The sequence below is a fragment of the Trabulsiella guamensis ATCC 49490 genome (assembly GCF_000734965.1).
Lineage (GTDB): Bacteria > Pseudomonadota > Gammaproteobacteria > Enterobacterales > Enterobacteriaceae > Trabulsiella > Trabulsiella guamensis.
This window is the reverse complement of the sequence record NZ_JMTB01000111.1, coordinates 1-25,010: the sequence shown is the minus strand read 5'-3', so window position 1 is coordinate 25,010 and position 25,010 is coordinate 1. Positions and strand designations below refer to the sequence as shown.

Annotated in this window: 24 protein-coding genes, 1 tRNA gene and 1 rRNA gene; 18 read left to right on the top strand and 8 right to left on the bottom strand. The window is 51.9% G+C overall.

Annotation, left to right across the window (positions count from 1 at the left end; genetic code table 11):
* Window positions 1-108 precede the first annotated feature (108 nt).
* Genes aroQ through accC form a run of 3 tightly spaced genes read left to right on the top strand, consistent with a single transcriptional unit; the run spans window position 109 to window position 2,413 of the window.
* Window positions 109-561 carry a type II 3-dehydroquinate dehydratase gene (gene aroQ / locus GTGU_RS18765; protein WP_038160728.1) on the top strand — a complete coding sequence of 151 codons (453 nt, stop codon included), beginning with the start codon at window positions 109-111 and terminating at the stop codon, window positions 559-561.
* Between the two features lie 21 nt (window positions 562-582).
* Entirely contained in the window at window positions 583-1,053 is a 471-nt protein-coding gene (accB, locus tag GTGU_RS18760; protein ID WP_038160725.1) for an acetyl-CoA carboxylase biotin carboxyl carrier protein, read from the top strand.
* Between the two features lie 10 nt (window positions 1,054-1,063).
* Window positions 1,064-2,413 (top strand): acetyl-CoA carboxylase biotin carboxylase subunit, encoded by a 1,350-nt coding sequence (gene accC, locus GTGU_RS18755; protein ID WP_038160720.1) that lies wholly within the window; start codon window positions 1,064-1,066, stop codon window positions 2,411-2,413.
* A 38-nt stretch (window positions 2,414-2,451) separates the two neighbouring features.
* Here accC and GTGU_RS18750 read toward each other — a convergent pair whose 3' ends face one another.
* The 5 genes from GTGU_RS18750 to GTGU_RS18730 all read right to left on the bottom strand — a co-directional run bounded on the left by GTGU_RS18750 (window position 2,452) and on the right by GTGU_RS18730 (window position 7,849).
* Window positions 2,452-3,411, bottom strand: a complete 960-nt coding sequence (locus GTGU_RS18750; protein ID WP_038160717.1) for a sugar kinase — start codon at window positions 3,409-3,411, stop codon at window positions 2,452-2,454.
* A gap of 21 nt (window positions 3,412-3,432) precedes the next feature.
* On the bottom strand, window positions 3,433-4,422 hold the full coding sequence (locus GTGU_RS18745; protein WP_038160715.1) for an ABC transporter permease: 990 nt from the start codon (window positions 4,420-4,422) through the stop codon (window positions 3,433-3,435).
* The gene (locus GTGU_RS18740; protein WP_038160712.1) at window positions 4,423-5,922 is read right to left on the bottom strand and encodes a sugar ABC transporter ATP-binding protein; all 1,500 of its coding nucleotides are present in this window, start codon (window positions 5,920-5,922) and stop codon (window positions 4,423-4,425) included.
* Window positions 5,923-6,063: 141 nt separating this feature from the next.
* Entirely contained in the window at window positions 6,064-6,957 is an 894-nt protein-coding gene (locus GTGU_RS18735) for a substrate-binding domain-containing protein (protein WP_038160709.1), read from the bottom strand.
* Between the two features lie 37 nt (window positions 6,958-6,994).
* On the bottom strand, window positions 6,995-7,849 hold the full coding sequence (locus GTGU_RS18730; RefSeq protein WP_038160707.1) for a tagatose bisphosphate family class II aldolase: 855 nt from the start codon (window positions 7,847-7,849) through the stop codon (window positions 6,995-6,997).
* A 221-nt stretch (window positions 7,850-8,070) separates the two neighbouring features.
* Here GTGU_RS18730 and GTGU_RS18725 point away from each other — a divergent pair, with 221 nt between their 5' ends.
* The 8 genes from GTGU_RS18725 (at window position 8,071) to GTGU_RS24975 (ending at window position 14,502) form a co-directional block, all read left to right on the top strand.
* Window positions 8,071-8,904, top strand: a complete 834-nt coding sequence (locus tag GTGU_RS18725) for a DeoR family transcriptional regulator (protein WP_051857392.1) — start codon at window positions 8,071-8,073, stop codon at window positions 8,902-8,904.
* The gene (locus tag GTGU_RS18720) at window positions 8,861-9,868 is read left to right on the top strand and encodes a sugar kinase (protein WP_084222815.1); all 1,008 of its coding nucleotides are present in this window, start codon (window positions 8,861-8,863) and stop codon (window positions 9,866-9,868) included. The genes GTGU_RS18725 and GTGU_RS18720 overlap by 44 nt, the downstream gene beginning before the upstream one ends.
* A 99-nt stretch (window positions 9,869-9,967) precedes the next feature.
* Window positions 9,968-10,210: a YhdT family protein gene (locus GTGU_RS18715; protein ID WP_038160706.1), complete on the top strand. Its 243-nt coding sequence runs from the start codon at window positions 9,968-9,970 to the stop codon at window positions 10,208-10,210.
* A complete protein-coding gene (gene panF / locus GTGU_RS18710) occupies window positions 10,200-11,651 on the top strand; it encodes a sodium/pantothenate symporter (RefSeq protein WP_038160704.1) in 1,452 nt (483 codons plus the stop codon). The genes GTGU_RS18715 and panF overlap by 11 nt, the downstream gene beginning before the upstream one ends.
* An 11-nt stretch (window positions 11,652-11,662) precedes the next feature.
* Window positions 11,663-12,544 (top strand): 50S ribosomal protein L11 methyltransferase, encoded by an 882-nt coding sequence (gene prmA / locus GTGU_RS18705; RefSeq protein ID WP_038160703.1) that lies wholly within the window; start codon window positions 11,663-11,665, stop codon window positions 12,542-12,544.
* 360 nt (window positions 12,545-12,904) lie between these two features.
* Window positions 12,905-13,870 carry a tRNA dihydrouridine synthase DusB gene (gene dusB, locus GTGU_RS18700; protein ID WP_038160701.1) on the top strand — a complete coding sequence of 322 codons (966 nt, stop codon included), beginning with the start codon at window positions 12,905-12,907 and terminating at the stop codon, window positions 13,868-13,870.
* Window positions 13,871-13,895: 25 nt separating this feature from the next.
* Complete coding sequence (gene fis / locus GTGU_RS18695; RefSeq protein WP_000462905.1) at window positions 13,896-14,192, top strand: DNA-binding transcriptional regulator Fis; 297 nt, start codon at window positions 13,896-13,898, stop codon at window positions 14,190-14,192.
* 145 nt (window positions 14,193-14,337) lie between these two features.
* A complete protein-coding gene (locus GTGU_RS24975) occupies window positions 14,338-14,502 on the top strand; it encodes a DUF2556 family protein (RefSeq protein ID WP_072012020.1) in 165 nt (54 codons plus the stop codon).
* Here the strand turns inward: GTGU_RS24975 and envR are convergent.
* The gene (gene envR / locus GTGU_RS18690) at window positions 14,423-15,097 is read right to left on the bottom strand and encodes an acrEF/envCD operon transcriptional regulator (protein WP_038160698.1); all 675 of its coding nucleotides are present in this window, start codon (window positions 15,095-15,097) and stop codon (window positions 14,423-14,425) included. The two genes, GTGU_RS24975 and envR, sit on opposite strands and share 80 nt — an antisense overlap.
* Before the next feature lie 317 nt (window positions 15,098-15,414).
* Between envR and GTGU_RS18685 the strand changes: the two genes are divergently transcribed.
* From GTGU_RS18685 to GTGU_RS18655, 7 genes are all read left to right on the top strand, one after another.
* A complete protein-coding gene (locus tag GTGU_RS18685; RefSeq protein WP_156964211.1) occupies window positions 15,415-16,554 on the top strand; it encodes an efflux RND transporter periplasmic adaptor subunit in 1,140 nt (379 codons plus the stop codon).
* 13 nt (window positions 16,555-16,567) lie between these two features.
* The gene (locus tag GTGU_RS18680) at window positions 16,568-19,681 is read left to right on the top strand and encodes an efflux RND transporter permease subunit (protein ID WP_038160693.1); all 3,114 of its coding nucleotides are present in this window, start codon (window positions 16,568-16,570) and stop codon (window positions 19,679-19,681) included.
* Window positions 19,682-19,997: 316 nt separating this feature from the next.
* On the top strand, window positions 19,998-20,219 hold the full coding sequence (locus tag GTGU_RS18675) for a lipoprotein (RefSeq protein WP_038160691.1): 222 nt from the start codon (window positions 19,998-20,000) through the stop codon (window positions 20,217-20,219).
* A 343-nt stretch (window positions 20,220-20,562) separates the two neighbouring features.
* Complete coding sequence (locus tag GTGU_RS18670; protein ID WP_038160684.1) at window positions 20,563-21,588, top strand: amino acid ABC transporter substrate-binding protein; 1,026 nt, start codon at window positions 20,563-20,565, stop codon at window positions 21,586-21,588.
* A 70-nt stretch (window positions 21,589-21,658) separates the two neighbouring features.
* Complete coding sequence (locus GTGU_RS18665) at window positions 21,659-22,840, top strand: amino acid ABC transporter permease (protein ID WP_038160681.1); 1,182 nt, start codon at window positions 21,659-21,661, stop codon at window positions 22,838-22,840.
* A gap of 9 nt (window positions 22,841-22,849) precedes the next feature.
* A complete protein-coding gene (locus tag GTGU_RS18660) occupies window positions 22,850-23,953 on the top strand; it encodes an amino acid ABC transporter permease (RefSeq protein WP_038160678.1) in 1,104 nt (367 codons plus the stop codon).
* A gap of 7 nt (window positions 23,954-23,960) precedes the next feature.
* A complete protein-coding gene (locus GTGU_RS18655; protein ID WP_038160674.1) occupies window positions 23,961-24,719 on the top strand; it encodes an amino acid ABC transporter ATP-binding protein in 759 nt (252 codons plus the stop codon).
* Window positions 24,720-24,762: 43 nt separating this feature from the next.
* Here GTGU_RS18655 and rrf read toward each other — a convergent pair.
* A 5S ribosomal RNA gene (rrf, locus tag GTGU_RS18650) occupies window positions 24,763-24,878 on the bottom strand.
* A 39-nt stretch (window positions 24,879-24,917) separates the two neighbouring features.
* Window positions 24,918-24,993 (bottom strand) — tRNA-Thr (locus GTGU_RS18645).
* Window positions 24,994-25,010 lie beyond the last annotated feature (17 nt).

Genomic DNA, 25,010 nt, shown 5'->3' with positions numbered 1-25,010 from the left:
GCGACCCTGGTTTCCCTGACAGAGATTTTACGCCTCTGAAAGGGTGACAAGAGCACATCGAAGGTATATTTTGTTTTTTACCGAAAAATGGCAGGAGATAGCCGCACGATGACTGACAAGTTTCACATTTTGCTTTTGAACGGGCCGAACCTTAATATGCTCGGCACGCGAGAGCCGGAGAAGTACGGAACCCTGAGTCTGACGGAAATTGTTAACCGTCTGGCGACGGAAGCGGCCTCTCTGAATGTGGCGTTTGATCATCTGCAGTCCAACGCGGAGCATGTACTCATCGACCGAATTCATCAGGCTAAAGACAACGTTGACTATATCCTGATTAATCCGGCCGCGTTTACGCACACCAGCGTGGCCCTTCGCGATGCGCTTCTGGCTGTCAGTATCCCGTTTATCGAGATTCACCTGAGCAATGTGCACGCACGTGAACCATTCCGCCATCATTCGTATCTGTCGGATATCGCCGCTGGCGTTATCTGCGGATTCGGTGCGGACGGTTATTCATACGCTTTACAGACGGCGGTAAAACGCCTGTCACAATCACACTAAACAAGAGTACGGAACCCACTCATGGATATTCGTAAGATTAAAAAACTGATCGAGCTGGTTGAAGAATCAGGCATCGCTGAACTGGAAATTTCTGAAGGCGAAGAATCTGTTCGCATTAGCCGTGCACCGGCTGCGTCAGCCTTCCCGATGATGCAACAGGCTTATGCCGCGCCTGTTATGCAGCAACAGCCAGCAGCCCCTGCTGCCGTTGCCGCGCCAACCGCCGCTGCAGAAGCGCCGGCGAAAGCAGAAATCAGTGGTCACATCGTACGTTCCCCGATGGTTGGTACTTTCTACCGTACGCCGAGCCCGGACGCGAAAGCGTTTGTGGAAATTGGCCAGAAAGTTAACGTGGGCGATACCCTGTGCATCGTAGAAGCGATGAAAATGATGAACCAGATCGAAGCCGACAAATCAGGGACCGTGAAAGCGATCCTGGTGGAAAGTGGGCAACCGGTAGAATTTGACGAGCCGCTGGTCGTCATCGAGTAACGAGGCGAACATGCTGGATAAAATTGTCATCGCCAACCGCGGCGAGATTGCACTGCGTATTCTTCGTGCCTGTAAAGAACTGGGCATCAAGACAGTCGCAGTACACTCGACAGCGGATCGCGATTTAAAACATGTACTGCTGGCAGACGAGACCGTATGCATCGGTCCGGCACCCTCAGTTAAAAGCTATCTGAACATTCCGGCGATCATCAGCGCGGCTGAAATCACCGGCGCGGTAGCAATCCACCCGGGCTATGGCTTCCTGTCTGAAAACGCCAACTTCGCTGAACAGGTTGAACGTTCTGGCTTTATCTTCATCGGCCCGAAAGCTGACACTATCCGCCTGATGGGTGACAAAGTGTCTGCAATTACCGCCATGAAGAAAGCGGGCGTGCCGACAGTGCCAGGCTCTGACGGCCCGCTGGGCGACGATATGGACGTTAACCGCGCGCATGCGAAACGCATCGGCTATCCGGTTATCATTAAAGCGTCCGGTGGCGGTGGTGGTCGCGGTATGCGCGTGGTGCGCAGCGATGCCGAGCTGGCGCAATCCATCTCCATGACCAAGGCGGAAGCGAAAGCCGCTTTCAGCAACGACATGGTCTATATGGAGAAATACCTGGAAAACCCACGCCACATCGAAATTCAGGTGCTGGCTGACGGTCAGGGCAACGCTATCTATCTGGCGGAACGTGACTGCTCCATGCAGCGTCGCCACCAGAAAGTGGTTGAAGAAGCACCAGCGCCGGGCATTACCCCGGAACTGCGTCGCTACATCGGCGAGCGCTGCTCCAAAGCGTGTGTTGATATCGGCTATCGCGGTGCTGGTACGTTCGAATTCCTGTTCGAAAACGGCGAGTTCTATTTCATCGAAATGAACACCCGTATTCAGGTTGAGCACCCGGTCACTGAAATGATCACCGGCGTTGACCTGATCAAAGAGCAGCTGCGTATTGCTGCGGGTCAGCCACTATCCATCAAACAGGACGAAGTTCAGGTTCGCGGCCATGCGGTGGAATGCCGTATCAACGCCGAAGATCCGAACACCTTCCTGCCGAGCCCGGGTAAAATCACGCGTTTCCACGCACCGGGCGGCTTTGGTGTACGTTGGGAGTCTCATATTTACGCGGGCTACACCGTTCCGCCGTACTATGACTCAATGATCGGTAAACTTATCTGCTATGGCGAAAGCCGTGACGTGGCGATTGCCCGCATGAGAAACGCCCTGCAGGAACTGATCATCGATGGCATCAAAACCAACATTGATCTGCAGACACGCATTATGAGCGACGAGAACTTCCAGCATGGTGGCACCAACATCCACTATCTGGAGAAAAAACTCGGCATGCAAGAGAAGTAATAAAGCGAAAAGGGAAGCGCATGCGCTTCCCTTTTTTATCAGGCTCTTTCCCGGATATCGGCCTTGTGATGATCGATAAAGGCTCTGATGTCCGCCAGCAGTGATGTCCCCTCCATCGGACCACGACGCGTCACCGCAATCGCGCCACAGGCATTGGCATACTGTAACGCCTGGCGGGTACTGTACCCCAACTGGCGACAGGCCACGTAGGCACCGCCAAAACAGTCTCCCGCGCCGGTCGGGTCAATCTCCTGCACCGGGTATCCCCCAATGTGAAACTGCTCCGTGGCGGACCAGAAACTCGCCCCTTTGCTGCCACGCTTCACAATCACCTCTTTCACGCCATCCTCAAGGAACCCTGCGATAGCGCGTTCTGAGGTCCCATGCGAGGAGAGCAATAACACCTCGCCTTCGCTGGGCATATAGATATCCGTCAGCTCAAGAACGAAATGCAGGGCATCACGCATTTCCGGGATATCGAGCATTTCTTTACGGATATTCGGGTCGAACGAGATCACGCCGCCATTCTGTTTCACCAGTGTCACCGCTTTTTTCACCGCATCGACCATATGAAATGAAAACAGCGACGATCCCATAATATGAAAGTGGGTACAGTCTTTCAGAAGTCTTTCGTCCACATGCCGTGCCGATAATTTCCCGCAGGCCGCGTTTTTAATATTGAAGATAAAGTCGCGGTCACCGGATTCATGATAAGTGACAAATGCGCTGCCAGTCGTTTCCAGCGGCAGTACGGAAATACCGCGAATATCGACACCATCGGCCGCCAGGCGATTCACGTTGATATCGCCAAAACCGTCCTTACCGACGCAACTGATAATCCCGCAAGGCACGCCAAAACGCGTTACCTGATCGATAAAAATCGCCGGGGCGCCGCTGGGGTACGGTCCATGCCAGACGCCAGGCCGGTCAAATGACTGACCCGTCTGACTTGCCATAATTTCGACCAGAATTTCTCCAATAGTGAATACTTTGCTCATACAATTAATTCCTTGAGATATTTAGCCGCGTTTTCTTTTATTTCTGACATCGACATATACCGCCACCAGAATAACCATCCCTTTGACGACCATCTGATAAAAGTAAGGAACGTTCATCAGGTTCATACCGTTGTTAATCACGCCGATCGTTAATGCGCCAATCATGGTACCGACAACCGTGCCATAACCGCCGTTCAGACTGGTGCCACCTAGCACCGCCGCGGCAATCGCATCCAGTTCATAACTCAGCGCCGCATTCGGTTGCCCGGAATAGAGACGTGATGCGAGGATCATGCCGCTCACGCCGGCCAGCACGGCAGTGATCATAAATACTTTAATTTTCAGCCGAATAACGTTAATACCGGAGTAGACAGCGGCTTCTTTATTGCCGCCGGTAATATAAATCTTGCGACCAAACGTGGTTTTGGTGAGGACAAAATGGTTGATCAGTAGCAGCGCTAATAAGATCCAGATCGGTACCGGAATATATAAAAACTCTCCGTTGCCCAACGCCAGAAAAGCGTCATTACGGATCATGACCGGCATACCATCCGTCATGATATAAGCAATGCCGCGGAATATTCCCATCGTGGCCACGGTGACAATAAACGACGGAATACCGGCTACGGCGGTCAAACCGCCGTTAATCATCCCGAGGATCAGCGCCGCAACAATCGACAGCGGCACCAGCAAAATAAAGGGAATTCCCCAGGAAGCGCCGAGTGCGGCAAAAGTCCCGATAAGCGCGATGGTCGAACCGACCGACAGATCAATATCACCGAGCAACAGCACGTAGGTCATGCCATACGCCGTTATCGCGATAATCGAAACCTGCAAAATAATATTGGTGATGTTATTGGTGGTGAAAAAACTGTCATTCATAAAGCTGAAGAGAATAATCAGGACGATCATTCCGCTCAGGATCCCGCCGTATTGTCTGACGATTTTTTTCAATCCGTTGCCCGACGACTGATTCCGTTCTTTGGGCGCAGAGACAATTTTCTCAGTCATTTACTGTACTCCTGTTGCAGCGGTCATCACCTGCGTCTGTGTCAGGTTTTCACACGAATAAATATCAGCGATGGTTTTATTACGCATCACCACTAAGCGATCGCTTAGCGCCATGACCTCCGGTAATTCTGAGGAAACCAGAATAATGGCCGTCCCTGCTGCCGCGAGTTGACGAATCACGTTATAAATTTCAAACTTCGCCCCCACATCCACGCCACGGGTGGGTTCATCCAGCAGCAAAATACGCGGTGTCTTTTCCAGCCATTTCGACAGCACGATTTTCTGCTGGTTACCTCCGCTTAAGGCGCTCACCGGCTGGTGAATTGAGCTGATTTTGGTATTCATCTTTTCGACAGCTTTGCGCGTGCGCTGCTCTTCCAGCCGATCATTAATCAGCCCAAAACGTGACGCGTTGTACTGAAACGCCACGTGGTGGGTATTCATATTCACGTCATGCATCAGCACCAGGCCTTCTTCTTTACGGTTTTCTGTCACAAACGCAAAGCCGCGCTCGATGGCCTCTTTCGCTGAGCGGATCGCCACCATCTCACCATCGAGCAGGATCTCGCCCTGGCAGGGAATGATGCCAAAGATAGCGCGCATCACGTCGGTACGCCCCGCGCCCACCAGACCGAAAAAGCCCAGCACCTCACCGGGACGCACAGCAAAATCGATCTGATGAAATAAAGGCGGGTGCGACAGGTTTCTGACCTCCAGCCGAGGGGTGATACTCGCATCCGGTCTTTCCCCGATGCGCGGCGGCCAGATGTTTTTCATCTCTCTGCCCACCATCTGCGCGATGAGCTGCTGGATATGTGTCGTCTGGCGGTCATGGGTGGCAATATATTCACCGTCACGGATCACCGAAATATCGTCGGAAATGCGCATAATTTCATCCATACGGTGGGAGATATAAATCACCGCGCTGCCGCGTTGCGTTAGCTTCGCAATAATCGCAAACAGAATTTCCGCTTCGTTATCACTGAGCGACGACGTTGGCTCATCCATAATCACAATGTCAGCGGGATAACTTAGCGCTTTCGCAATCTCCACCAGCTGGCGCTGAGCGAGAGACATATTGCCGACTAACTCATGCGCATCCAGCGGAATGCCCAGTTCAGCTAATAACGCCTCACAGTCGGCGACCATTTTTTTATCGTCAATAATGCCAAAACGTACCGGTTCATTATTGGCATAGATATTTTCAGCTACCGTCACGTTATTACTCAGGCTGAGTTCCTGAAAAATAATGGCGATACCAAGTTTGCGTGAATGCTGCGGATTATTTATTGTCACAACATTACCGTGCAGCGTAATGGTTCCCTGGGTTGGCGGATAAACACCAGCGAGAATTTTCATCAGCGTGGATTTTCCCGCGCCATTCTCACCCAATAACGTATGTACTCTGCCTTTTCGAACCGTCAGAGAAATATCTTTCAGGGCCTGTACAGGGCCGAAGCTTTTAGCAATATGAGAAATTTCAAGAATAATATCGGTCATAACCACCTCAATTTCTTAGCAAAGCATCATCGGCTCTACCTCTCACGATTGCGTTAAAGCAAAGGATGTGGTCTGGTATTTTTTGTTTTCTTTTCAGGTTGCGAAGAAAATACAAATACTTCGCAACCTGATGGCGTGACATTACTTCTTAGCGGTATACACCCCCGGCTGGATCGGGATGATTTTATCCACCGGTTTACCGTTGAGATGGTCAACTGCTGCGTCGATGGCTTTCGCGCCCATTTGATCCGGGTACTGACGAATCACCGCCACAAACGTTTTGTCCGTATCAACGGCGTCACGCGCTTCCTTCATGCCGTCAAAGCCGATGATTTTGATGTTGTCGTTATGGGCAGATTTTGCGGCAATCACTGCAGCCAGCGCGGCATCATCACCAAAACCAAACAGACCGTTAAGGCTCGGATTCGCCTGCATGATATTCTGCGCGGTGGTCAGCGCTTCGGCACGGGTGATCCCCGGTTGTTCAGCGACGATTTTTACGTCCGGTGTATCCGCCAGTCCTTTCTTAAAGCCATCGATACGGGCTACGACTGACTGTACGGCGGGATAGCTAATAATGGCGACAGTGCCTTTACCGTTCAGCAATTTGCCCATTAATTTACCGGCCTGTACGCCGCCTGCGTAGTTATCCGTCGCGACGTGCGATACCACCGGCACGCCTTCGGCGGCAACGTCAACGGTGATTACCGGAATACCGGCTTTGTTGGCTTTAATAATGGCTGCCTGAACGCCTTTAGAATCGACCGGGGAAATAATAATGGCATCGACTTTTTTGGTAATAAAATCTTCAACGTCGGAAAGCTGCTTATTTAAATCCTGGTTAGCAATAGAAATACTCAGATTAACGTCATTTTTTTTCGCTTCGTCTTTCATCGCATTAGCAAGATCAATATAAAAGGGATGCTGCTGCGTCAATAAAGAGGCGCCAACATTATACGTTTTCGCAAAGGGGCTTTGTGAGAACAGTGCCAGGCCCACCAGCATGGCCAAACCGGGTAACTTAAATCTGCTCATAAACAATCCTCGTTCTTTTTTGTAGGGTTAATAGCTATCAGAGTTTGTCTTCACTACCGCACACGCCAATAATGCGTGTGACCACTTGCTTCATTGCCGCTTTTGCCGGTTGCATATAGTGACGCGGATCGTTGGCAGTCGGGTTTTCATGGAAATAGCCTTTCAGCGCATCGGCAAAGGCGATTTTCAATTCCGTTGCAACATTCACTTTGCAAATGCCCAACCGGATACATTTTCGGATATCCTCTTCCGTTAAGCCGGACGCACCATGCAGCACTAACGGCACCTCCACCCGGTTGCGAATCTGTTCCAGGCGGGCGAAATCCAGACGAGGTTCATGGGTATAGAGTCCATGCGCTGTGCCAATAGCCACGGCCAGCGAATCAATCTCCGTGCGCTGAACAAATTCGGCCGCCGCTTCAGGCGAGGTATAGGCTGAGTCTTTGTCGTCGACGATCAGATCATCTTCCTGACCGCCGAGTCGCCCGAGTTCTGCCTCAATGCTGACATCATACGAATGGCAGAACGCGGTCACCTCTTTCACCCGGGTGATATTTTCCTCAAAGGGCAGATGCGAGCCATCAATCATCACTGAGCGAACTCCGGCGCGAACTTTATTGAAAATGTCCGTAGCTTCCTCGTGATGGTCGAGATGCAGCACCAGCGGGATGTTGTGTTCTTGCGCCAGCGCGTTTACCAGCGCGATCAGACTGCCGACACCACCGTAGCGATAGGTGCCCGGCGTACCGGCCAGCATTACAGGTGAACGGAGGCCCGCCGCCGTTTCAACCACCACTTGTAAGGTTTCAAGGTTATGGATATTGAATGCCGGAACCGCAAACCCCTGGTGTTGGGCTTTTTTCAGCATATTTTTGCTCGAAATGATGTACATCTCAGCTCCTGGTTATGCGCTCGTCTCTTACAAAACGAAGAAATCTACGTTTCACTTTCATTTTGAAAGCAAAGTAGCACATAAAATAAGCAGAAAAGCGTGACCAGGTTCAAGTCATCACAAAATAACTTACGAAATTTAACTTAACAGGTTGGTATTTTTATCAAATGAAAGTTTCAAAGAAAAAGCCATAACGCTATAGTGTCTGACATTGCAGGCAAATAATGAGTGTCGTCGTGCCCAGGAAATCATCCAATCTGCTGAAACGCAGACTAAAAATCGCTGAAATCGTCAGCGTTCAGGGAGAAATCAAAGTTGACGAGCTCTCAGCGCAGCTGGGTGTCTCTGGCGTCACGATCCGCGGTGATCTGAGCTATCTGGAGCAACAGGGTTATCTGAAGCGCTCATTTGGCGGCGCTATCGCCACGCCCGTCCTGCAAGCCGATTATGAGCCCGCGCCGCTGGTCGCGATGCCGCCGCTGGCGCAGCAGATGGAAATCGCTCGCCATAGCATACGGCTGATTCATGACCGGGATACGCTCTTTCTCGGTCACGGTGCCCTGTGCCGCCGACTCATTCCTTTGCTTAATGGATTAAAAAAAATCCGTCTGATCACCAACGATCCGGAAAGCGCACTGCTGGCGAATCAGTATATCGAAGGCGACATCATTCTGGCCGGAAGCGAAATGCTGCGACCTGACGGGATCCTGGCGGGAAAATCACTGGAACAGGCGCTTCAACATCACACCATCACGCACAGCATTGTGGAAGTGAACAGCATCGACGCTGACGGGACGCTGGGGATCGATTTCCCCGAACTGGCGATGGCCTGGCAGCTCTGTTTTGATAATGCGCGCAGTAAAACGATCCTGATGGCGGCAACCTCTGGCGCAGCAACCGCCACCATCGGTCATCTCAATCAGACCGAAAATGTGATCGTCTGCCACAGTATTAACGAGCAATATCAGCAACAATTATATGATGCTGATTTTGTCACCCTGTATACCAACAATGAATGTTTCACCTGGTCGAATCGCGAAAGACTCCAGGAATGAGAGGGCATCAGTGGGACTCACCCTTTGTACAATAGGCGAATTACTGGTTGAATTTTTATCCCGCAATCCACACCAGAAATTTACTCATCCCGGCGAATTTGTTGGTCCATTCCCCAGTGGAGCGCCCGCGATTTTTGCCGCTCAGGTCGCCAGGTTAGGTCATCGTGCGATGATTTTCGGTTGCGTCGGTAATGATGATTTTGGCCGTCTTAACATCGAGCGACTGCGCCATGAAGGAGTGATTGTTGATGGTATTCGCGTAATGAATAACGCCGTCACCGGTACCGCCTTCGTCAGCTACCAGAGCCCTCAGGAGCGCGATTTCATCTTTAATATCCCCGATAGCGCCTGTGGCCTTTTTACGGAAAAAGATATCGATCAGGCGCTACTACAACAATGTGGTCATATCCATATCATGGGGTCATCGCTGTTTTCCTTTCGTATGATCGACGCCACGCGTAAAGCGATGATGGCGATCAAAGCCGCGGGTGGCACCGTCTCATTTGATCCCAACATCCGTAAAGAGATGCTGAACATTCCCGAAATGGAACAGGCGTTTGATTACCTGATCGAATACACCGATATCTTCCTGCCGAGTGAAAGCGAGCTTCCTTTCTTTGCCCGACACAAAAATCTGAGCGAAGAACAGATAATCAGCGATCTGCTGCAGGCTGGCGTGAAGCATGTCGTTGTCAAACGCGCCCAACGCGGCGCCAGCTACTATCATCTGCAGAAGGGCGAATTGCAGACGCTGCATCTTCCCGGCTATACCGTAGAGACTGTCGATCCGACTGGCGCAGGGGACTGTTTCGGCGCCACGTTCGTCACGCTATTTCTTTCCGGCCTTCCTGCTTCAGAAGCCCTGCATTACGCTAATGCCAGCGGTGCTATCGCGGTCACACAACAGGGGCCGATGGAAGGACTCGCCTCGCTTTCTGAGATCGATGATTTTCTGAGGCGCTAGCACTGACGCGTTTTTTCCTGCCAGAGGATTTTCCCTCAACGGCCAGTTGCCGTAGAATTGCCCGTTTCTGGTTGTAACACCATGAAGAGGACATCTTCCATGGACAAACGATTTGTTCAGGCACACAAGGAAGCACGCTGGGCGCTATGGCTCACCCTGCTCTATCTTTGCGCCTGGTTGGTGACTGCTTACTTACCTGATTCTGCACAGGGATTTACCGGTCTGCCGCACTGGTTTGAAATGGCCTGTTTGCTGATACCGCTGGTGTTTATTCTGCTCTGCTGGGCCATGGTGCGGTTTATCTATCGTGATATTCCGCTGGAGGATGATCATGCAGGCTGAAGTCATAGTGCCACTCATCGCCTACCTGCTGGTGGTCTTTGGCTTGTCCCTCTATGCGATGCGCAAGCGCGCCACTGGCACCTTCCTCAATGAGTACTTCCTCGGCAGTCGCTCGATGGGGGGATTTGTGCTGGCGATGACGCTGACTGCGACCTACATCAGCGCCAGTTCGTTTATCGGTGGTCCAGGCGCGGCCTATAAATACGGTCTTGGCTGGGTGCTGCTGGCGATGATCCAGCTTCCCGCCGTGTGGCTGTCGCTGGGCGTGCTGGGGAAAAAATTCGCCATTCTGGCGCGCCGCTACAATGCCGTGACGTTGAACGACATGCTTTTCGCGCGCTACCACAGCCGCCTGCTGGTCTGGCTGGCCAGTCTGAGCCTGCTTGTCGCTTTTATCGGCGCGATGACCGTGCAGTTTATTGGCGGCGCGCGCCTGCTGGAAACGGCGGCGGGCATTCCTTATGAAACCGGCCTGTTGATTTTCGGCATCAGCATTGCGTTGTACACCGCGTACGGGGGTTTTCGCGCCAGTGTGCTCAACGATGCGATGCAGGGACTGGTGATGCTCATTGGCACTGTTGTGCTGCTGGTCGGGGTGGTTCACGCTGCTGGCGGGCTGTCCACGGCAGTGGAAACGCTGGAGCATATCGACCCTAAACTGGTGACGCCGCAGGGAGCCGACAATATTCTTTCGCCGACCTTTATGACCTCATTCTGGGTGCTGGTCTGTTTCGGCGTAATTGGTTTGCCGCACACCGCCGTGCGGTGCATCTCCTATAAAGACAGTAAAGCCGTGCATCGGGGCATTCTCCTGGGCACGATCGTTGTCGCCGTACTGATGCTGGGGATGCATCTGGCGGGCGCACTGGGCCGGGCGGTACTTCCGGATCTGACCATTCCCGATCAGGTGATCCCGACACTGATGGTGAAAGTCCTGCCGCCGTTTGCCGCAGGGATTTTCCTCGCGGCACCGATGGCGGCGATCATGTCGACGATCAACGCCCAGTTACTGCAAAGTTCCGCTACGATCATTAAAGATCTCTACCTGAATCTGCGTCCGGAGCAGATCCATAACGAAGCGCGACTGAAGCGGATGTCTTCCGGGATCACGCTGATTCTGGGCGTGTTACTGTTGCTCGCCGCGTGGCGTCCGCCAGAAATGATCATCTGGCTCAACCTGCTGGCGTTCGGCGGGCTGGAAGCGGTGTTTCTGTGGCCGCTGGTGCTGGGCCTTTACTGGGAACGCGCAAACGCCGCCGGCGCGCTCAGCGCGATGATCGTCGGTGGCGTACTGTACGCTGTACTGGCGACCTTCAACATCCAGTACCTGGGCTTCCACCCGATAGTGCCCTCGTTACTACTGAGTTTGCTGGCTTTCGTCATCGGCAACCGTTTTGGTCAGCCGCTGCCACAGGCCCCTGTTTTGACTACTGATAAATAAAGAGTTTTGCCATGCCATGGATCCAAATGAAACTGAACACCACAGGCGCGAATGCGGAGGAACTGAGCGAGGCGCTGATGGAAGCGGGCGCGGTGTCGATTACTTTTCAGGACACCCACGACACGCCAGTGTTTGAACCGTTGCCGGGCGAAACCCGCCTGTGGGGCGACACTGATGTCATTGGCCTGTTTGACGCCGAAAGCGACATGAGAGCAGTGGTGGCGATCCTCGAACATCATCCGCTGCTGGGTGCAGGTTTTGCCCACAAAATCGAACAACTGGAAGATAAAGACTGGGAGCGCGAATGGATGGATAATTTCCACCCGATGCGCTTCGGCGAGCGGCTGTGGATTTGCCCGAGCTGGCGCGAAATCCCCGATGAAAACGCCGTCAACGTAATGCTTGACCCGGGTCTGGCCTTTGGTACTGGCACACATCCAACGACCTCGCTGTGCCTGCAATGGCTTGACGGCCTCGATCTGGACGGCAAGACGGTTATCGACTTCGGCTGTGGCTCCGGGATCCTCGCCATCGCGGCGCTGAAACTGGGTGCAGCCAGAGCAATCGGCATTGATATCGATCCGCAGGCAATTCAGGCCAGCCGGGATAACGCAGAACGCAACGGCGTTTCTGATCGTCTGGAACTGTATTTACCGCAAGACCAGCCAGAAGCCATGAAAGCCGATGTGGTGGTTGCTAATATCCTGGCAGGCCCATTACGTGAACTGGCGCCGTTAATCAGCGTGTTGCCCGTTGAGGGCGGTTTGCTGGGGCTTTCGGGTATCCTTGCCAGCCAGGCGGACAGCGTGTGCGAAGCCTATGCCGATCTCTTTACCCTCGACCCGGTGGTCGAGAAAGAAGAGTGGTGCCGGATTACCGGGTTTAAAAAGTAAACAGCGTAACGCGGTCTCCGGGCCGCGTTACGGTTTGCAATGTGTGTAGGGTGAATGACAAAAATGAGAGCATGATCTCATTACGATGCGCTTTTTTGTTCATATAAACAGCGTTTAATCTTGCGTTCACAGCAATTCAGGCAAGAAAAAATACGAAGTTTTACGATTTTCTAAAAGAACACATTTTCGCCACATCGCATTAAATCAATGATAATTATAATTATTTATTTTTTCTGCATTCGCTTGACGGCGATTCATTGATCTACGACAGTGGATTGCTCAAAGTTTGGCCTTTCATCTCGTGCAAAAAATGCGTAATATACGCCGCCTTGCAGTCACAGTATGGTCATTTCTTAACTCATGCGCATCGGACACCACCAGCTCAGAAATCGCCTGATCGCAGCACCCATGGCTGGCATTACTGACAGACCATTCCGGACGCTGTGCTACGAGATGGGAGCAGGGTTAACCGTATCCGAGATGATGTCCTCCAACCCGCAGGTTTGGGAGAGTGACAAGTCCCGTTTACGGATGGTGCACATTGATGAACCAGGCATTCGTACCGTGCAAATTGCCGGTAGCGTACCTGAAGAGATGGCTGAGGCCGCACGTATTAACGTCGAAAGCGGTGCCCAGATTATTGATATCAATATGGGCTGTCCGGCCAAAAAAGTGAATCGTAAGCTCGCAGGTTCAGCCCTCTTGCAGTACCCGGCGCAGGTGAAGTCGATCCTGACCGCGGTCGTCAATGCAGTGGACGTTCCTGTCACACTCAAGATTCGCACAGGCTGGGCACCAGAACACCGTAACTGTGAAGAGATTGCCCAACTGGCTGAAGACTGTGGCATTCAGGCTCTGACTATTCACGGACGCACCCGCGCCTGCTTGTTTAACGGAGATGCTGAGTACGACAGCATTCGGGCAGTTAAGCAGAAGGTTTCCATTCCGGTAATCGCGAATGGTGACATTACTGACCCGCTTAAAGCCAGAGCTGTGCTCAACTATACGGGGGCGGATGCCCTAATGATAGGACGTGCAGCTCAGGGAAGACCCTGGATCTTTCGGGAAATCCAGCACTATCTGGACACTGGGGAGTTGCTGCCCCCGCTGCCTCTGGCAGAGGTTAAGCGCTTGCTTTGCGCGCATGTTCGGGAATTGCATGACTTTTATGGTCACGCAAAAGGATATCGAATTGCACGTAAACACGTCTCCTGGTATCTCCAGGAGCACGCTCCAAATGACCAGTTTCGGCGCACATTCAACGCCATTGAGGATGCCAGCGAACAGCTGGAGGCGTTGGAGGCATACTTCGAAAATTTTGCGTAAACAGAAATAAAGAGCTGACAGAACTATGTTCGAACAACGCGTAAATTCTGACGTACTGACCGTTTCTACCGTTAACTCTCAGGATCAGGTAACCCAAAAACCCCTGCGTGATTCGGTTAAGCAGGCACTGAAGAACTATTTTGCTCAACTGAACGGTCAGGATGTTAATGACCTCTATGAGCTGGTACTGGCTGAAGTAGAACAGCCCCTGTTGGACATGGTGATGCAATACACCCGTGGTAACCAGACCCGCGCTGCCCTGATGATGGGTATCAACCGCGGTACGCTGCGTAAAAAACTGAAAAAATACGGCATGAACTGATTTTTGTTCCTGACGTTTAAAAGGCGCTCTTCGGCATGGGGAAGCGCCTTTTTTATTGCCAAAATTTTCGTCTTGCCTCACTTTTTGCCGCCACTGTTTCGGATATATTTTGACCATTCAACCTGGCAGATGCAGGGGACAAGGTATGTTGCGCAAGTATGGTTGGCTGGTCATTTTTGTACTTCTCGTGTTTCTTCTCGACATACTGATCGTTCAACTGCTGGAGTTCGCTACCCTTGAGTCCGCACGGTGTCGCAATATGGATTCAGTGAATCCACTGAAACTGGTGGATTGTACTGTGCTCGAGTGAATGTGCTCATAATATTATCCACAAACACTGGTGCCTGTTGATATAAATTGCATTGACCGGGCTCCATAAGCCAGTTTTTAATAATACCGCTAAAAAAACCGCGTAACATAATGACAATGACATCGGTATTTATGTCTGATGGTAAATAACCATAGCGAATACATTTCGATAAACTTTCACGTAATGCGTTACGGTTGCAACAAACTTTGTCACGAATTTTTTCTTCTGAAATCATTTCCGCTGTGAATTCGCATTTATGATACAGAATTTGCAGCAGTGCGCGTTGTTTTGGTGTTTCGGCAACGTACTGTAGCGAGAAAATAAATTTCTCTCGTAAATCCATTAATGGGTTTTCATTTTCCGTTCGTATATTTTTTATAATATCCCTTAACGGCACCTGCTGCTCCCACATGTCATTAAACAATTCCGTTTTATTGCTGAAGTGCCAGTACACCGCACCGCGTGTGACGCCAGCGGCATCAGCGATGTCCGAGAGCGTAGTATTGGTCACACCATGCTGCGCAAATTGCTCAATGGCAGCGTCAATCAACAGTTGACGGGTCTTTAATGCGTCTGCTTTTGTTTTTCTTGCCATAAAATGCGTCCCTGCCACTGCGATGTGGCGAAAAAAGGATAAGAGGGCTGTTATTATTAACGAAAAAAAACGGGGCGCATAGGCAAGCACGCTTTTTTATTCAATAAATTTTATCAATAAATAAACCCTACATATTCATAATAAAAATAATCCTCTCGCTATTCATCCTTTTTTTGTGTTTTAGTGCGTTCAGATCCGGTTCTTAATTCACAGAGTCTTACATCAGCATGTGTTTATTTGTAGGATGGCGAGCTGTTTTATCTCTATTCTTTTTCCAGCTTGCGGTACGCCAATAACTGGAACAATAAGGAACGGTAATAATGATTCACGCCAGGGCGACGCTTTTCTCCAGCCTCATCATGACGACTGCATTACTGGCAGGTTGCAATGATTCGGGAAACCAACAACCACAGATGCCCGCGCCAAAGGTGACCTTTCATGTTGCCACGCGCGCACCGTTGCAGGTAATCACGGAACTCCCCGGGCGTACAGCAGCATTTCGCATCGCGGAAGTTCGTCCGCAGGTCAGCGGCATCATCCTGAAACGACATTTTGTGGAAGGCAGCGATGTCAAAGCCGGTCAGTCGCTTTATCAGATCGATCCCGCGACTTATCAGGCTACATATGACAGCGCGAAAGCGGATGAAGCCAACGCGGTGGCGGCGGCAACCCTCGCGCACCTGACGGTTAAACGCTACGCCCCCTTGCTGGGAACCCAGTACATCAGCCAGCAGGATTATGACCAGGCTGTCGCCACTGCGCGACAGGCCGATGCCAGCGTGCTGGCAGCGAAGGCCACAGTGGAGAATGCCCGCATTAATCTGGCCTGGACGAAAGTCACCTCCCCCATTAGCGGCCGTATCGGCAAATCCACTGTCACTGAAGGTGCGCTGGTCACCAGCAGCCAGACAGAAGCACTGGCGACCGTTCAACAACTCGATCCTATTTACGTTGACGTGACGCAATCCAGTAGCGATTTCATGCGCCTGAAACAGGAAAGCCTGCAGGGCAGGAGTGAAACAAAAAGTGTGCAGCTGATGATGGAAAACGGTCAGCCGTATGCGCAAAAAGGCTCGCTGCAATTTTCTGACGTTACCGTGGATGAAAGCACCGGGTCGATTACCCTTCGCGCTATCTTCCCGAACCCACAACACGCTCTGCTGCCCGGCATGTTTGTTCGGGCGCGCATTGATGAAGGCGTACAACCTGATGCCATTCTGATCCCTCAGCAAGGCGTGACGCGCACACCGCTGGGTCAGGCCACTGTCTTGCTGGTCAACGCGCAAAACCAGGTGGAATTGCGTGATATTACCGCTCCGCAGGCGATTGGCGATCGCTGGCTGGTGACAGACGGATTACAGCCCGGCGATAAGATCATCGTCAGCGGGTTACAAAAAGTGCATCCGGGTGTAACCGTGGACGCAGAAGAGGACACGGTAGCCGCTACCGCGAAGTAAGGTACACAACACAATGTCTAGGTTTTTTATTCAACGCCCGGTTTTTGCCTGGGTGCTGGCCATCATTTTGATGATTGCAGGTGGTCTGGCGATTGTGCAACTCCCCATCGCCCAGTACCCAACTATTGCGCCGCCTGCGGTCTCGGTGACCGCCACTTATCCCGGTGCTGATGCACAAACGGTGCAGGATACCGTCACGCAGGTTATCGAACAGAACATGAACGGCGTCGATAACCTGATGTATATGTCCTCCACCAGCGATTCGGCGGGTAACGTGACGATTACGCTGACATTCGATTCCGGTACCGACCCGGATATCGCGCAAGTACAGGTACAGAACAAACTCCAGCTGGCGATGCCCCTGCTGCCGCAGGAGGTACAACAGCAGGGCATCGGTGTGGAAAAATCCAGCAGCAGTTTCCTGCTGGTCGCCGGTTTTGTGTCGGACAATAAAAACCTGTCACAGGAAGATATCTCCGATTACGTGGCATCTAATGTAAAGGATACCCTTAGTCGCACCAGTGGCGTGGGGGACGTACAACTGTTTGGCGCTCAGTACGCGATGCGGATCTGGCTCGATCCTGGTGCACTGAACAAATATCAGCTGACGCCAGTTGATGTGATTAACCAGCTCAAAACGCAGAATGATCAGATCGCCGCCGGGCAACTCGGCGGTACGCCTGCCGTCCCGGGACAGCAACTGAATGCATCGATCATCGCTCAAACAAGACTAAAAGATGTGGATGAATTTGGGCGCGTCACACTGAAAGTGAATCAGGATGGTTCCGTGGTGCGGCTGAAAGACGTAGCCCGTATTACGCTCGGCGGTGAAAACTACAATATGGTGACCAAAATAAATGGTCAAACCGCGACAGGTATAGGGATCAAACTGGCGACCGGCGCTAATGCGCTGGATACCGCAAAAGCGGTAAAAGGAAAACTGGCTGAACTGCAGAGCTTCTTTCCGCAGGGGCTGAAGGTCGTTTATCCCTACGACACCACGCCGTTTGTCAACATTTCGATTCACGAGGTGGTGAAAACACTGCTCGAAGCCATCGTACTGGTTTTTCTGGTGATGTATCTGTTTCTGCAGAACTTTCGCGCGACGCTTATCCCGACCATCGCCGTGCCAGTCGTTCTGCTGGGAACCTTTGCCGTGCTGGCTGCATGCGGCTACTCCATCAATACCCTCACGATGTTTGGCATGGTGCTGGCCATCGGGCTGCTGGTCGATGACGCCATTGTGGTGGTGGAAAACGTCGAACGCGTGATGATGGAAGACCGATTGTCACCTAAGGCAGCAACGGAGAAATCCATGTCGCAGATCCAGGGCGCGTTGGTCGGCATTGCCATGGTACTGTCGGCAGTTTTTATTCCGATGGCCTTTTTCGGCGGCTCCACAGGCGCCATTTACCGCCAGTTTTCAATCACCATTGTTTCTGCCATGGCGCTTTCCGTACTGGTCGCGTTGATTCTTACACCAGCGCTGTGCGCCACCCTGCTGAAACCGGTTGATCCCGACCACCATGAGCAGAAGCGGGGGTTCTTCGGCTGGTTTAACATGACGTTTGATCGCAGCGTTGAGCACTATACCAACAGTGTCGGTGGGATCCTGCGTAGCACGGGACGTTATCTGCTGATTTACGTGCTGATTGTCGCGGGTATGACGGTACTCTTTTTACGCATGCCGACCTCATTCCTGCCGGATGAAGATCAGGGCGTTTTTATGACTATGGTGCAGCTTCCGGCAGGCGCCACGCAAACCCGTACGCAACAGGTGCTGGATAGCATCCAGCAATATTACCTGACGGAAGAAAAAGCGAATGTCGCATCGGTGTTTACTGTTAACGGCTTTAGCTTTAGCGGTCAGGGGCAAAATTCAGGGATTGCGTTTATCAGCCTTAAGCCATGGGAAGAGCGATCCGGCAGCGAGAATGGCGTCGAGGCTATCGTTGGTCGTGCCCGTCATGCTTTCAGTCAGATCCGCGATGCCATGGTTTTCCCCTTCAACTTGCCCGCCATTATGGAACTCGGTACGGCAAAGGGTTTCGATTTTGAACTGATTGATCAGGCGGATCTCGGTCATAACGCACTCACCCAGGCACGTAATCAGCTGTTGGGGATGGCAAGAGCACATTCGGATGTCCTGACCAATGTCCGCCCGAACGGACTTGAGGATACGCCGCAGTTTAAACTGGATGTCGATCAGGAAAAAGCACAAGCACTGGGTGTATCGATTTCTGATATTAACCAGACAATCTCCTCGTCTCTCGGCGGTACTTATGTGAATGACTTTATCGACCGTGGACGCGTGAAGAAGGTTTACGTACAGGCCGATGCGCCATATCGCATGCTACCAACAGATATCAGCAATCTGTTTGTGCGCAGTGCTAGTGGCGAGATGGTCCCTTTCTCTGCTTTTGCCACGTCGCACTGGGCCTATGGCTCGCCACGCCTGGAACGCTATAACGGGATGCCGTCGATGGAGATCCTCGGTGAAGCGGTAGCCGGGAAAAGTACCGGCGAAGCCATGGTGCTGATGGAACAACTGGCAAGGAAATTACCTTCAGGCGTTGGCTATGACTGGACCGGTATGTCTTATCAGGAAAGGCTTTCCGGCAATCAGGCTCCCGCGTTGTATGCCATTTCACTGATTGTGGTGTTCCTGTGTCTCGCCGCACTTTATGAAAGCTGGTCTGTGCCGTTCTCTGTGATGCTGGTGGTGCCGCTCGGAGTTATCGGCGCACTGCTGGCCGCCACACTACGCGGACTGAGCAATGACGTTTATTTTCAGGTGGGGCTGCTCACCACAATTGGTCTTTCGGCCAAAAACGCGATTCTGATTGTCGAGTTTGCCAAAGATTTAATGGAGAAGGAGCATAAAGGCGTTATCGAAGCGACGCTGGAAGCTGCACGGATGCGTCTGCGACCGATTCTGATGACATCACTCGCTTTCGTCCTCGGCGTGCTGCCGCTGGTGATAAGCCATGGCGCAGGGAGCGGCGCACAGAATGCGGTTGGCACCGGCGTAATGGGCGGAATGTTATCCGCCACGCTGCTGGCGATTTTCTTTGTTCCGGTCTTCTTCGTGGTGGTCAGACGGCGGTTCAGTCAACATAAAGGCTAAACACCTTCATCAAGGCGCCATCAGGCGCCTTGATTTTGTAATAATGCAGGACTTTAATGCCTGTGGATATTTGGCATATACTCTGTTAACCAGATGAATATTATTATTTTCCACAGATAAAGTTTTATATTCACCTTCATCTTTTCTGCACATTTTTATGCCTCACCTAATATTCTCTCCACGATATTTACATCACTCATACTTTGAGATTGTTTTGCGCAGACGGTCCATTAAACAGCAATGATAAAATACCCTCTAACGTCCATGGGATGTTTTACGTAATGACATTCACCGTGGCTTATCAAGAGGTAACTTTATGAAAAGGTTCATTTCCGTCGCATTACTGACTACGTTTCTTGCAGGCTGTGCACATGAGTCTCCGTGTGTACCGGTCTACGACGACCAGGGGCGACTGGTTCACACCAATACCTGTATGAAAGGGACGACGCAGGATAACTGGGAAACCGCAGGCGCCATCGCTGGCGGTGCCGCCGCGCTGGCTGGCCTGACGCTCGGTATCGTCGCACTGACCAAATAATCACAGTAAAGCGCGGGATTCCGCGCTTTGTCATCGCACAAAAACAATTTTAATTCATTCTCCCTCCAATATTACCGCCCGAAATTATTATTTCCCCTTCTGTCTTATGAGAAACTTTTTGCGCTAATTTGTGGCACAGGTTGTAATTTTGCACCATTTCAGGGCGATGACATTTTCATTTCATGTCTACACTCACTTTATTGCCAGCCGCCGTCCGAAAATCAGGCGCTTGCAATTATGGCATCCGCTTTGCTTAACAAAGTATGGCTGTCACCACAGACAGGTATCAGGCGTTCCGGACGCCTTAATAAATAACGATAAATCTCGTCACACAGGATGCATTATGAAAAAGATGATGATTGCCAGTCTGGCGGTCGCAAGTACGCTGCTTGCCGTTGCCAGTCAGGCCCATGCTGGTGCAACTCTGGATGCGGTTAAAAAGAAAGGATTCGTACAATGCGGTATTAGCGACGGTTTACCCGGTTTCTCCTATGCGGATGCCAACGGGAAATTCACCGGCATTGATGTGGATGTTTGCCGTGGGATTGCCGCCGCCGTTTTTGGCGATGACAGCAAAGTAAAATACACCCCGCTGACGGCGAAAGAGCGCTTTACGGCGCTGCAATCAGGGGAGGTCGATCTGCTCTCGCGTAATACCACCTGGACCTCTTCACGCGATGCGGGAATGGGGATGTCATTTACTGGCGTAACTTATTACGACGGTATCGGCTTTCTGACGCATAACAAAGCCGGTCTTAAAAGCGCGAAAGAGCTGGATGGTGCGACAGTTTGTATCCAGGCGGGAACGGACACCGAGCTTAACGTAGCGGATTACTTCAAAGCCAACAACATGAAGTATACGCCGGTGACCTTTGACCGCTCAGACGAGTCCGCAAAAGCGCTGGAATCCGGCCGCTGCGATACGCTCGCCTCGGATCAGTCTCAGTTGTATGCACTGCGCATTAAGCTGAGCAATCCTGCCGAATGGATTGTCCTGCCTGAGGTCATTTCAAAAGAGCCGCTGGGACCGGTAGTTCGTCGTGGTGATGATGAGTGGTTCGCCATTGCTCGCTGGACGCTGTTTGCCATGCTTAATGCTGAAGAGATGGGTATTACGTCGAAAAACGTCGATGAGAAAGCCGCGAATCCTGCAACGCCGGATATGGCCCATTTCCTGGGTAAAGAAGGCGACTATGGCAAGGATCTCAAGCTGGACAATAAATGGGCTTACAACATTGTCAAACAGGTCGGCAACTACAGTGAGGTTTTCGAACGTAACGTGGGCCTGAACAGCCCGCTGAAAATCAAACGCGGCCAGAACAATCTCTGGAATAACGGCGGTATCCAGTACGCACCACCGGTACGGTAAATCTATCGCTGTAATGGGCATCGCATTGGCGATGCCCTTTTCTGGAGTTTCGGTCGCAGAGGTTTTTGTTATGTTCCATCGCCGCCCAACCGTAAAAGGCGCGCTGTCGTTTTCTAATCCCACGGTTCGCGCCTGGCTTTTCCAAATCATCGCGGTGGCGACGATTGTCGCTATTGCTGTCTGGTTAATTCATAACACCATCACTAATCTGAATCATCGTGGCATCACTTCTGGCTTTGCATTTCTCGACCGCAGCGCCGGGTTCGGTATTGTGCAGCATCTGATTGATTATGAGCAGGGCGATACCTATGGTCTGGTCTTTATCGTCGGGTTGCTGAATACGCTGTTAGTGTCCGCGTTATGTATTGTTTTTGCGTCGTTTATCGGTTTCTTCCTGGGGCTGGCTCGTCTTTCCGACAACTGGTTGCTGCGTAAGCTCTCGACGATTTACATCGAAATCTTCCGTAATATTCCGCCACTGCTCCAGATCTTCTTCTGGTATTTTGCGGTACTCCGTAACTTGCCCGGTCCTCGCCAGGCCGTCAGCGCATTTGATCTGATCTTTCTTAGCAACCGCGGACTCTATATCCCGTCGCCACAGTTTGGCGAAGGATTACTGGCGTTTGTTGGCGCGCTCGTTTTAGCAGTTGTCATCACCGGGTGGCTCTGGCGCCGTCATAAGGCACATCAGATGGCGACCGGACAGCTTCGCCGCACATGGCCCATCGCGATTGCGCTACTGGTCGGGTTTCCCCTTCTGACACATGCGGTCTTTGGCGCCGCAATCCACTGGGAACTCCCGGAGCTGCGCGGGTTTAACTTTCGCGGTGGGCTGGTGTTGATTCCGGAACTGGCGGCGCTGACGATCGCCCTTTCGGTTTATACCTCCGCCTTTATTGCCGAGATCATTCGCGCAGGCATTCAGGCTGTCCCCTACGGGCAGCACGAAGCTGCGCGCTCTCTTGGATTGCCGAACCCGGTGACGCTGCGCCAGGTCATTATCCCTCAGGCTCTGCGAGTGATCATTCCGCCGCTCACCAGTCAGTATCTGAATATCGTTAAAAACTCCTCACTTGCCGCAGCGATTGGCTATCCGGATATGGTGTCGCTGTTCGCCGGGACGGTACTGAACCAAACCGGTCAGGCGATTGAAACGATCGCGATTACGATGTCGGTTTATCTGCTTATCAGCCTGACAATTTCGCTGCTGATGAATATCTACAACCGGCGTATCGCCCTGATCGAGCGCTAGGGGGCTCTGATGACAAAAGCACTACTGTCGCACCCCGTGCCGCACGGCAAAATGCGTTCCGGTTTACTGTTTAGCTGGATACGCAAAAATCTCTTCACCGGCTGGGTAAACTCGCTGCTGACGATTTTTTGCCTGTGGTTGCTATGGGAAATCATTCCGCCCTTACTGAACTGGGCTTTTTTGCAGGCCAACTGGTTGGGCTCGACGCGGGCGGACTGTACTAAAGCAGGAGCTTGTTGGGTGTTTATCCACGAGCGTTTCGGCCAGTTCATGTACGGCCTCTATCCGCACGACCAGCGCTGGCGCATCAATCTCGCCCTGATAACCGGCCTGCTGACTATCATCCCGCTGTTCCTGAAAAAAATGCCGTTTCGTGGCCGGTATCTTGCCTGCTGGTCAGTGCTCTATCCATTGCTGGTCTGGTGGTTACTGTTCGGTGGTTTTCTGGGGCTGGAACGCGTCGAAACCCGGTTGTGGGGCGGTCTGACGCTGACGCTTATCATCGCTGCGGTGGGTATTGCTGGCGCTCTACCGCTAGGTATTCTACTGGCGCTCGGCCGACGTTCAACCATGCCTGTTGTACGCCTGTTGTCCGTTATTTTTATTGAGTTCTGGCGTGGCGTTCCGTTGATTACCGTGTTGTTTATGTCGTCGGTAATGCTGCCGCTATTTTTGTCTGAAGGAATGAGCATCGATAAGCTCATCCGTGCGCTGGTCGGGGTCATTCTGTTCCAGTCTGCCTATGTGGCGGAAGTGGTGCGCGGCGGCTTACAGGCGTTGCCGAAAGGACAATATGAAGCGGCGGAATCGCTGGCGCTGGGATACTGGAAAACCCAGGCGCTGGTCATTTTGCCTCAGGCGTTAAAGCTGGTTATCCCGGGGCTGGTAAATACCATTATCGCTCTGTTTAAGGACACCAGTCTGGTGATCATCATTGGTCTGTTCGATCTGTTCAGCAGCGTGCAACAGGCGACCGTCGATCCCGCCTGGCTTGGGATGTCGACGGAAGGCTATGTTTTTGCCGCTCTGATCTACTGGATCTTCTGTTTTAGCATGTCGCGCTACAGCCAACATCTGGAGAAGCGTTTTAACACCGGGCATTCCCGGCACTGAGGAAATTATGGGTCAAATTACAATGCAACCGGCTGACGCAATGATCACCCTGGAAAAAGTGAATAAATGGTACGGGCAATTTCATGTCCTGAAAGATATCGACCTGAAAGTACAACAGGGGGAGCGTATCGTTTTATGCGGTCCTTCCGGCTCGGGAAAATCAACCACGATCCGCTGCATTAACCATCTCGAGGAACATCAGCAAGGGCGAATTGTGGTGGACGGTATCGAGCTTAATGAAGACGTCCGGAATATCGAGAAAGTCCGTCAGGAAGTAGGGATGGTGTTTCAGCACTTTAACCTTTTCCCGCATTTGACCGTGCTGCAGAACTGCACTCTTGCACCGGTATGGGTGCGCAAAATGCCCAAAAAAGAGGCTGAAGCGCTGGCAATGCATTACCTTGAACGCGTACGTATTGTAGAGCACGCGCATAAGTTTCCTGGTCAGATTTCCGGTGGTCAACAGCAGCGTGTAGCCATTGCACGCTCACTGTGCATGAAGCCGAAAATTATGCTTTTCGACGAGCCGACCTCCGCTCTCGATCCCGAGATGGTGAAAGAGGTGCTGGATACCATGATTGCACTTGCCCAGTCAGGTATGACAATGCTGTGCGTAACGCATGAGATGGGGTTCGCACGAACCGTGGCGGACAGGGTTATTTTTATGGATCGCGGAGAAATTGTCGAACAGGCACCACCGGCGGAATTTTTCGCTCATCCTAAATCTGAACGTACGCGCGCGTTTTTGTCGCAGGTGATCCATTAAAGCAAAAAACCCCGATCTTTCGATCGGGGTTCTTCTTATTGGTGTCTGGCAGTGTCCTACTCTCACATGGGGAAGCCCCACACTACCATCGGCGCTACGGCGTTTCACTTCTGAGTTCGGCATGGGGTCAGGTGGGACCACCGCGCTAAAGCCGCCAGACAAATTCTTTTTTACTTGCCGAACTTTAACCTTTAAAACTGGTGCTGATACCCAGAGTCGAACTGGGGACCTCACCCTTACCAAGGGTGCGCTCTACCAACTGAGCCATATCAGCACACTTAAATGGATGCC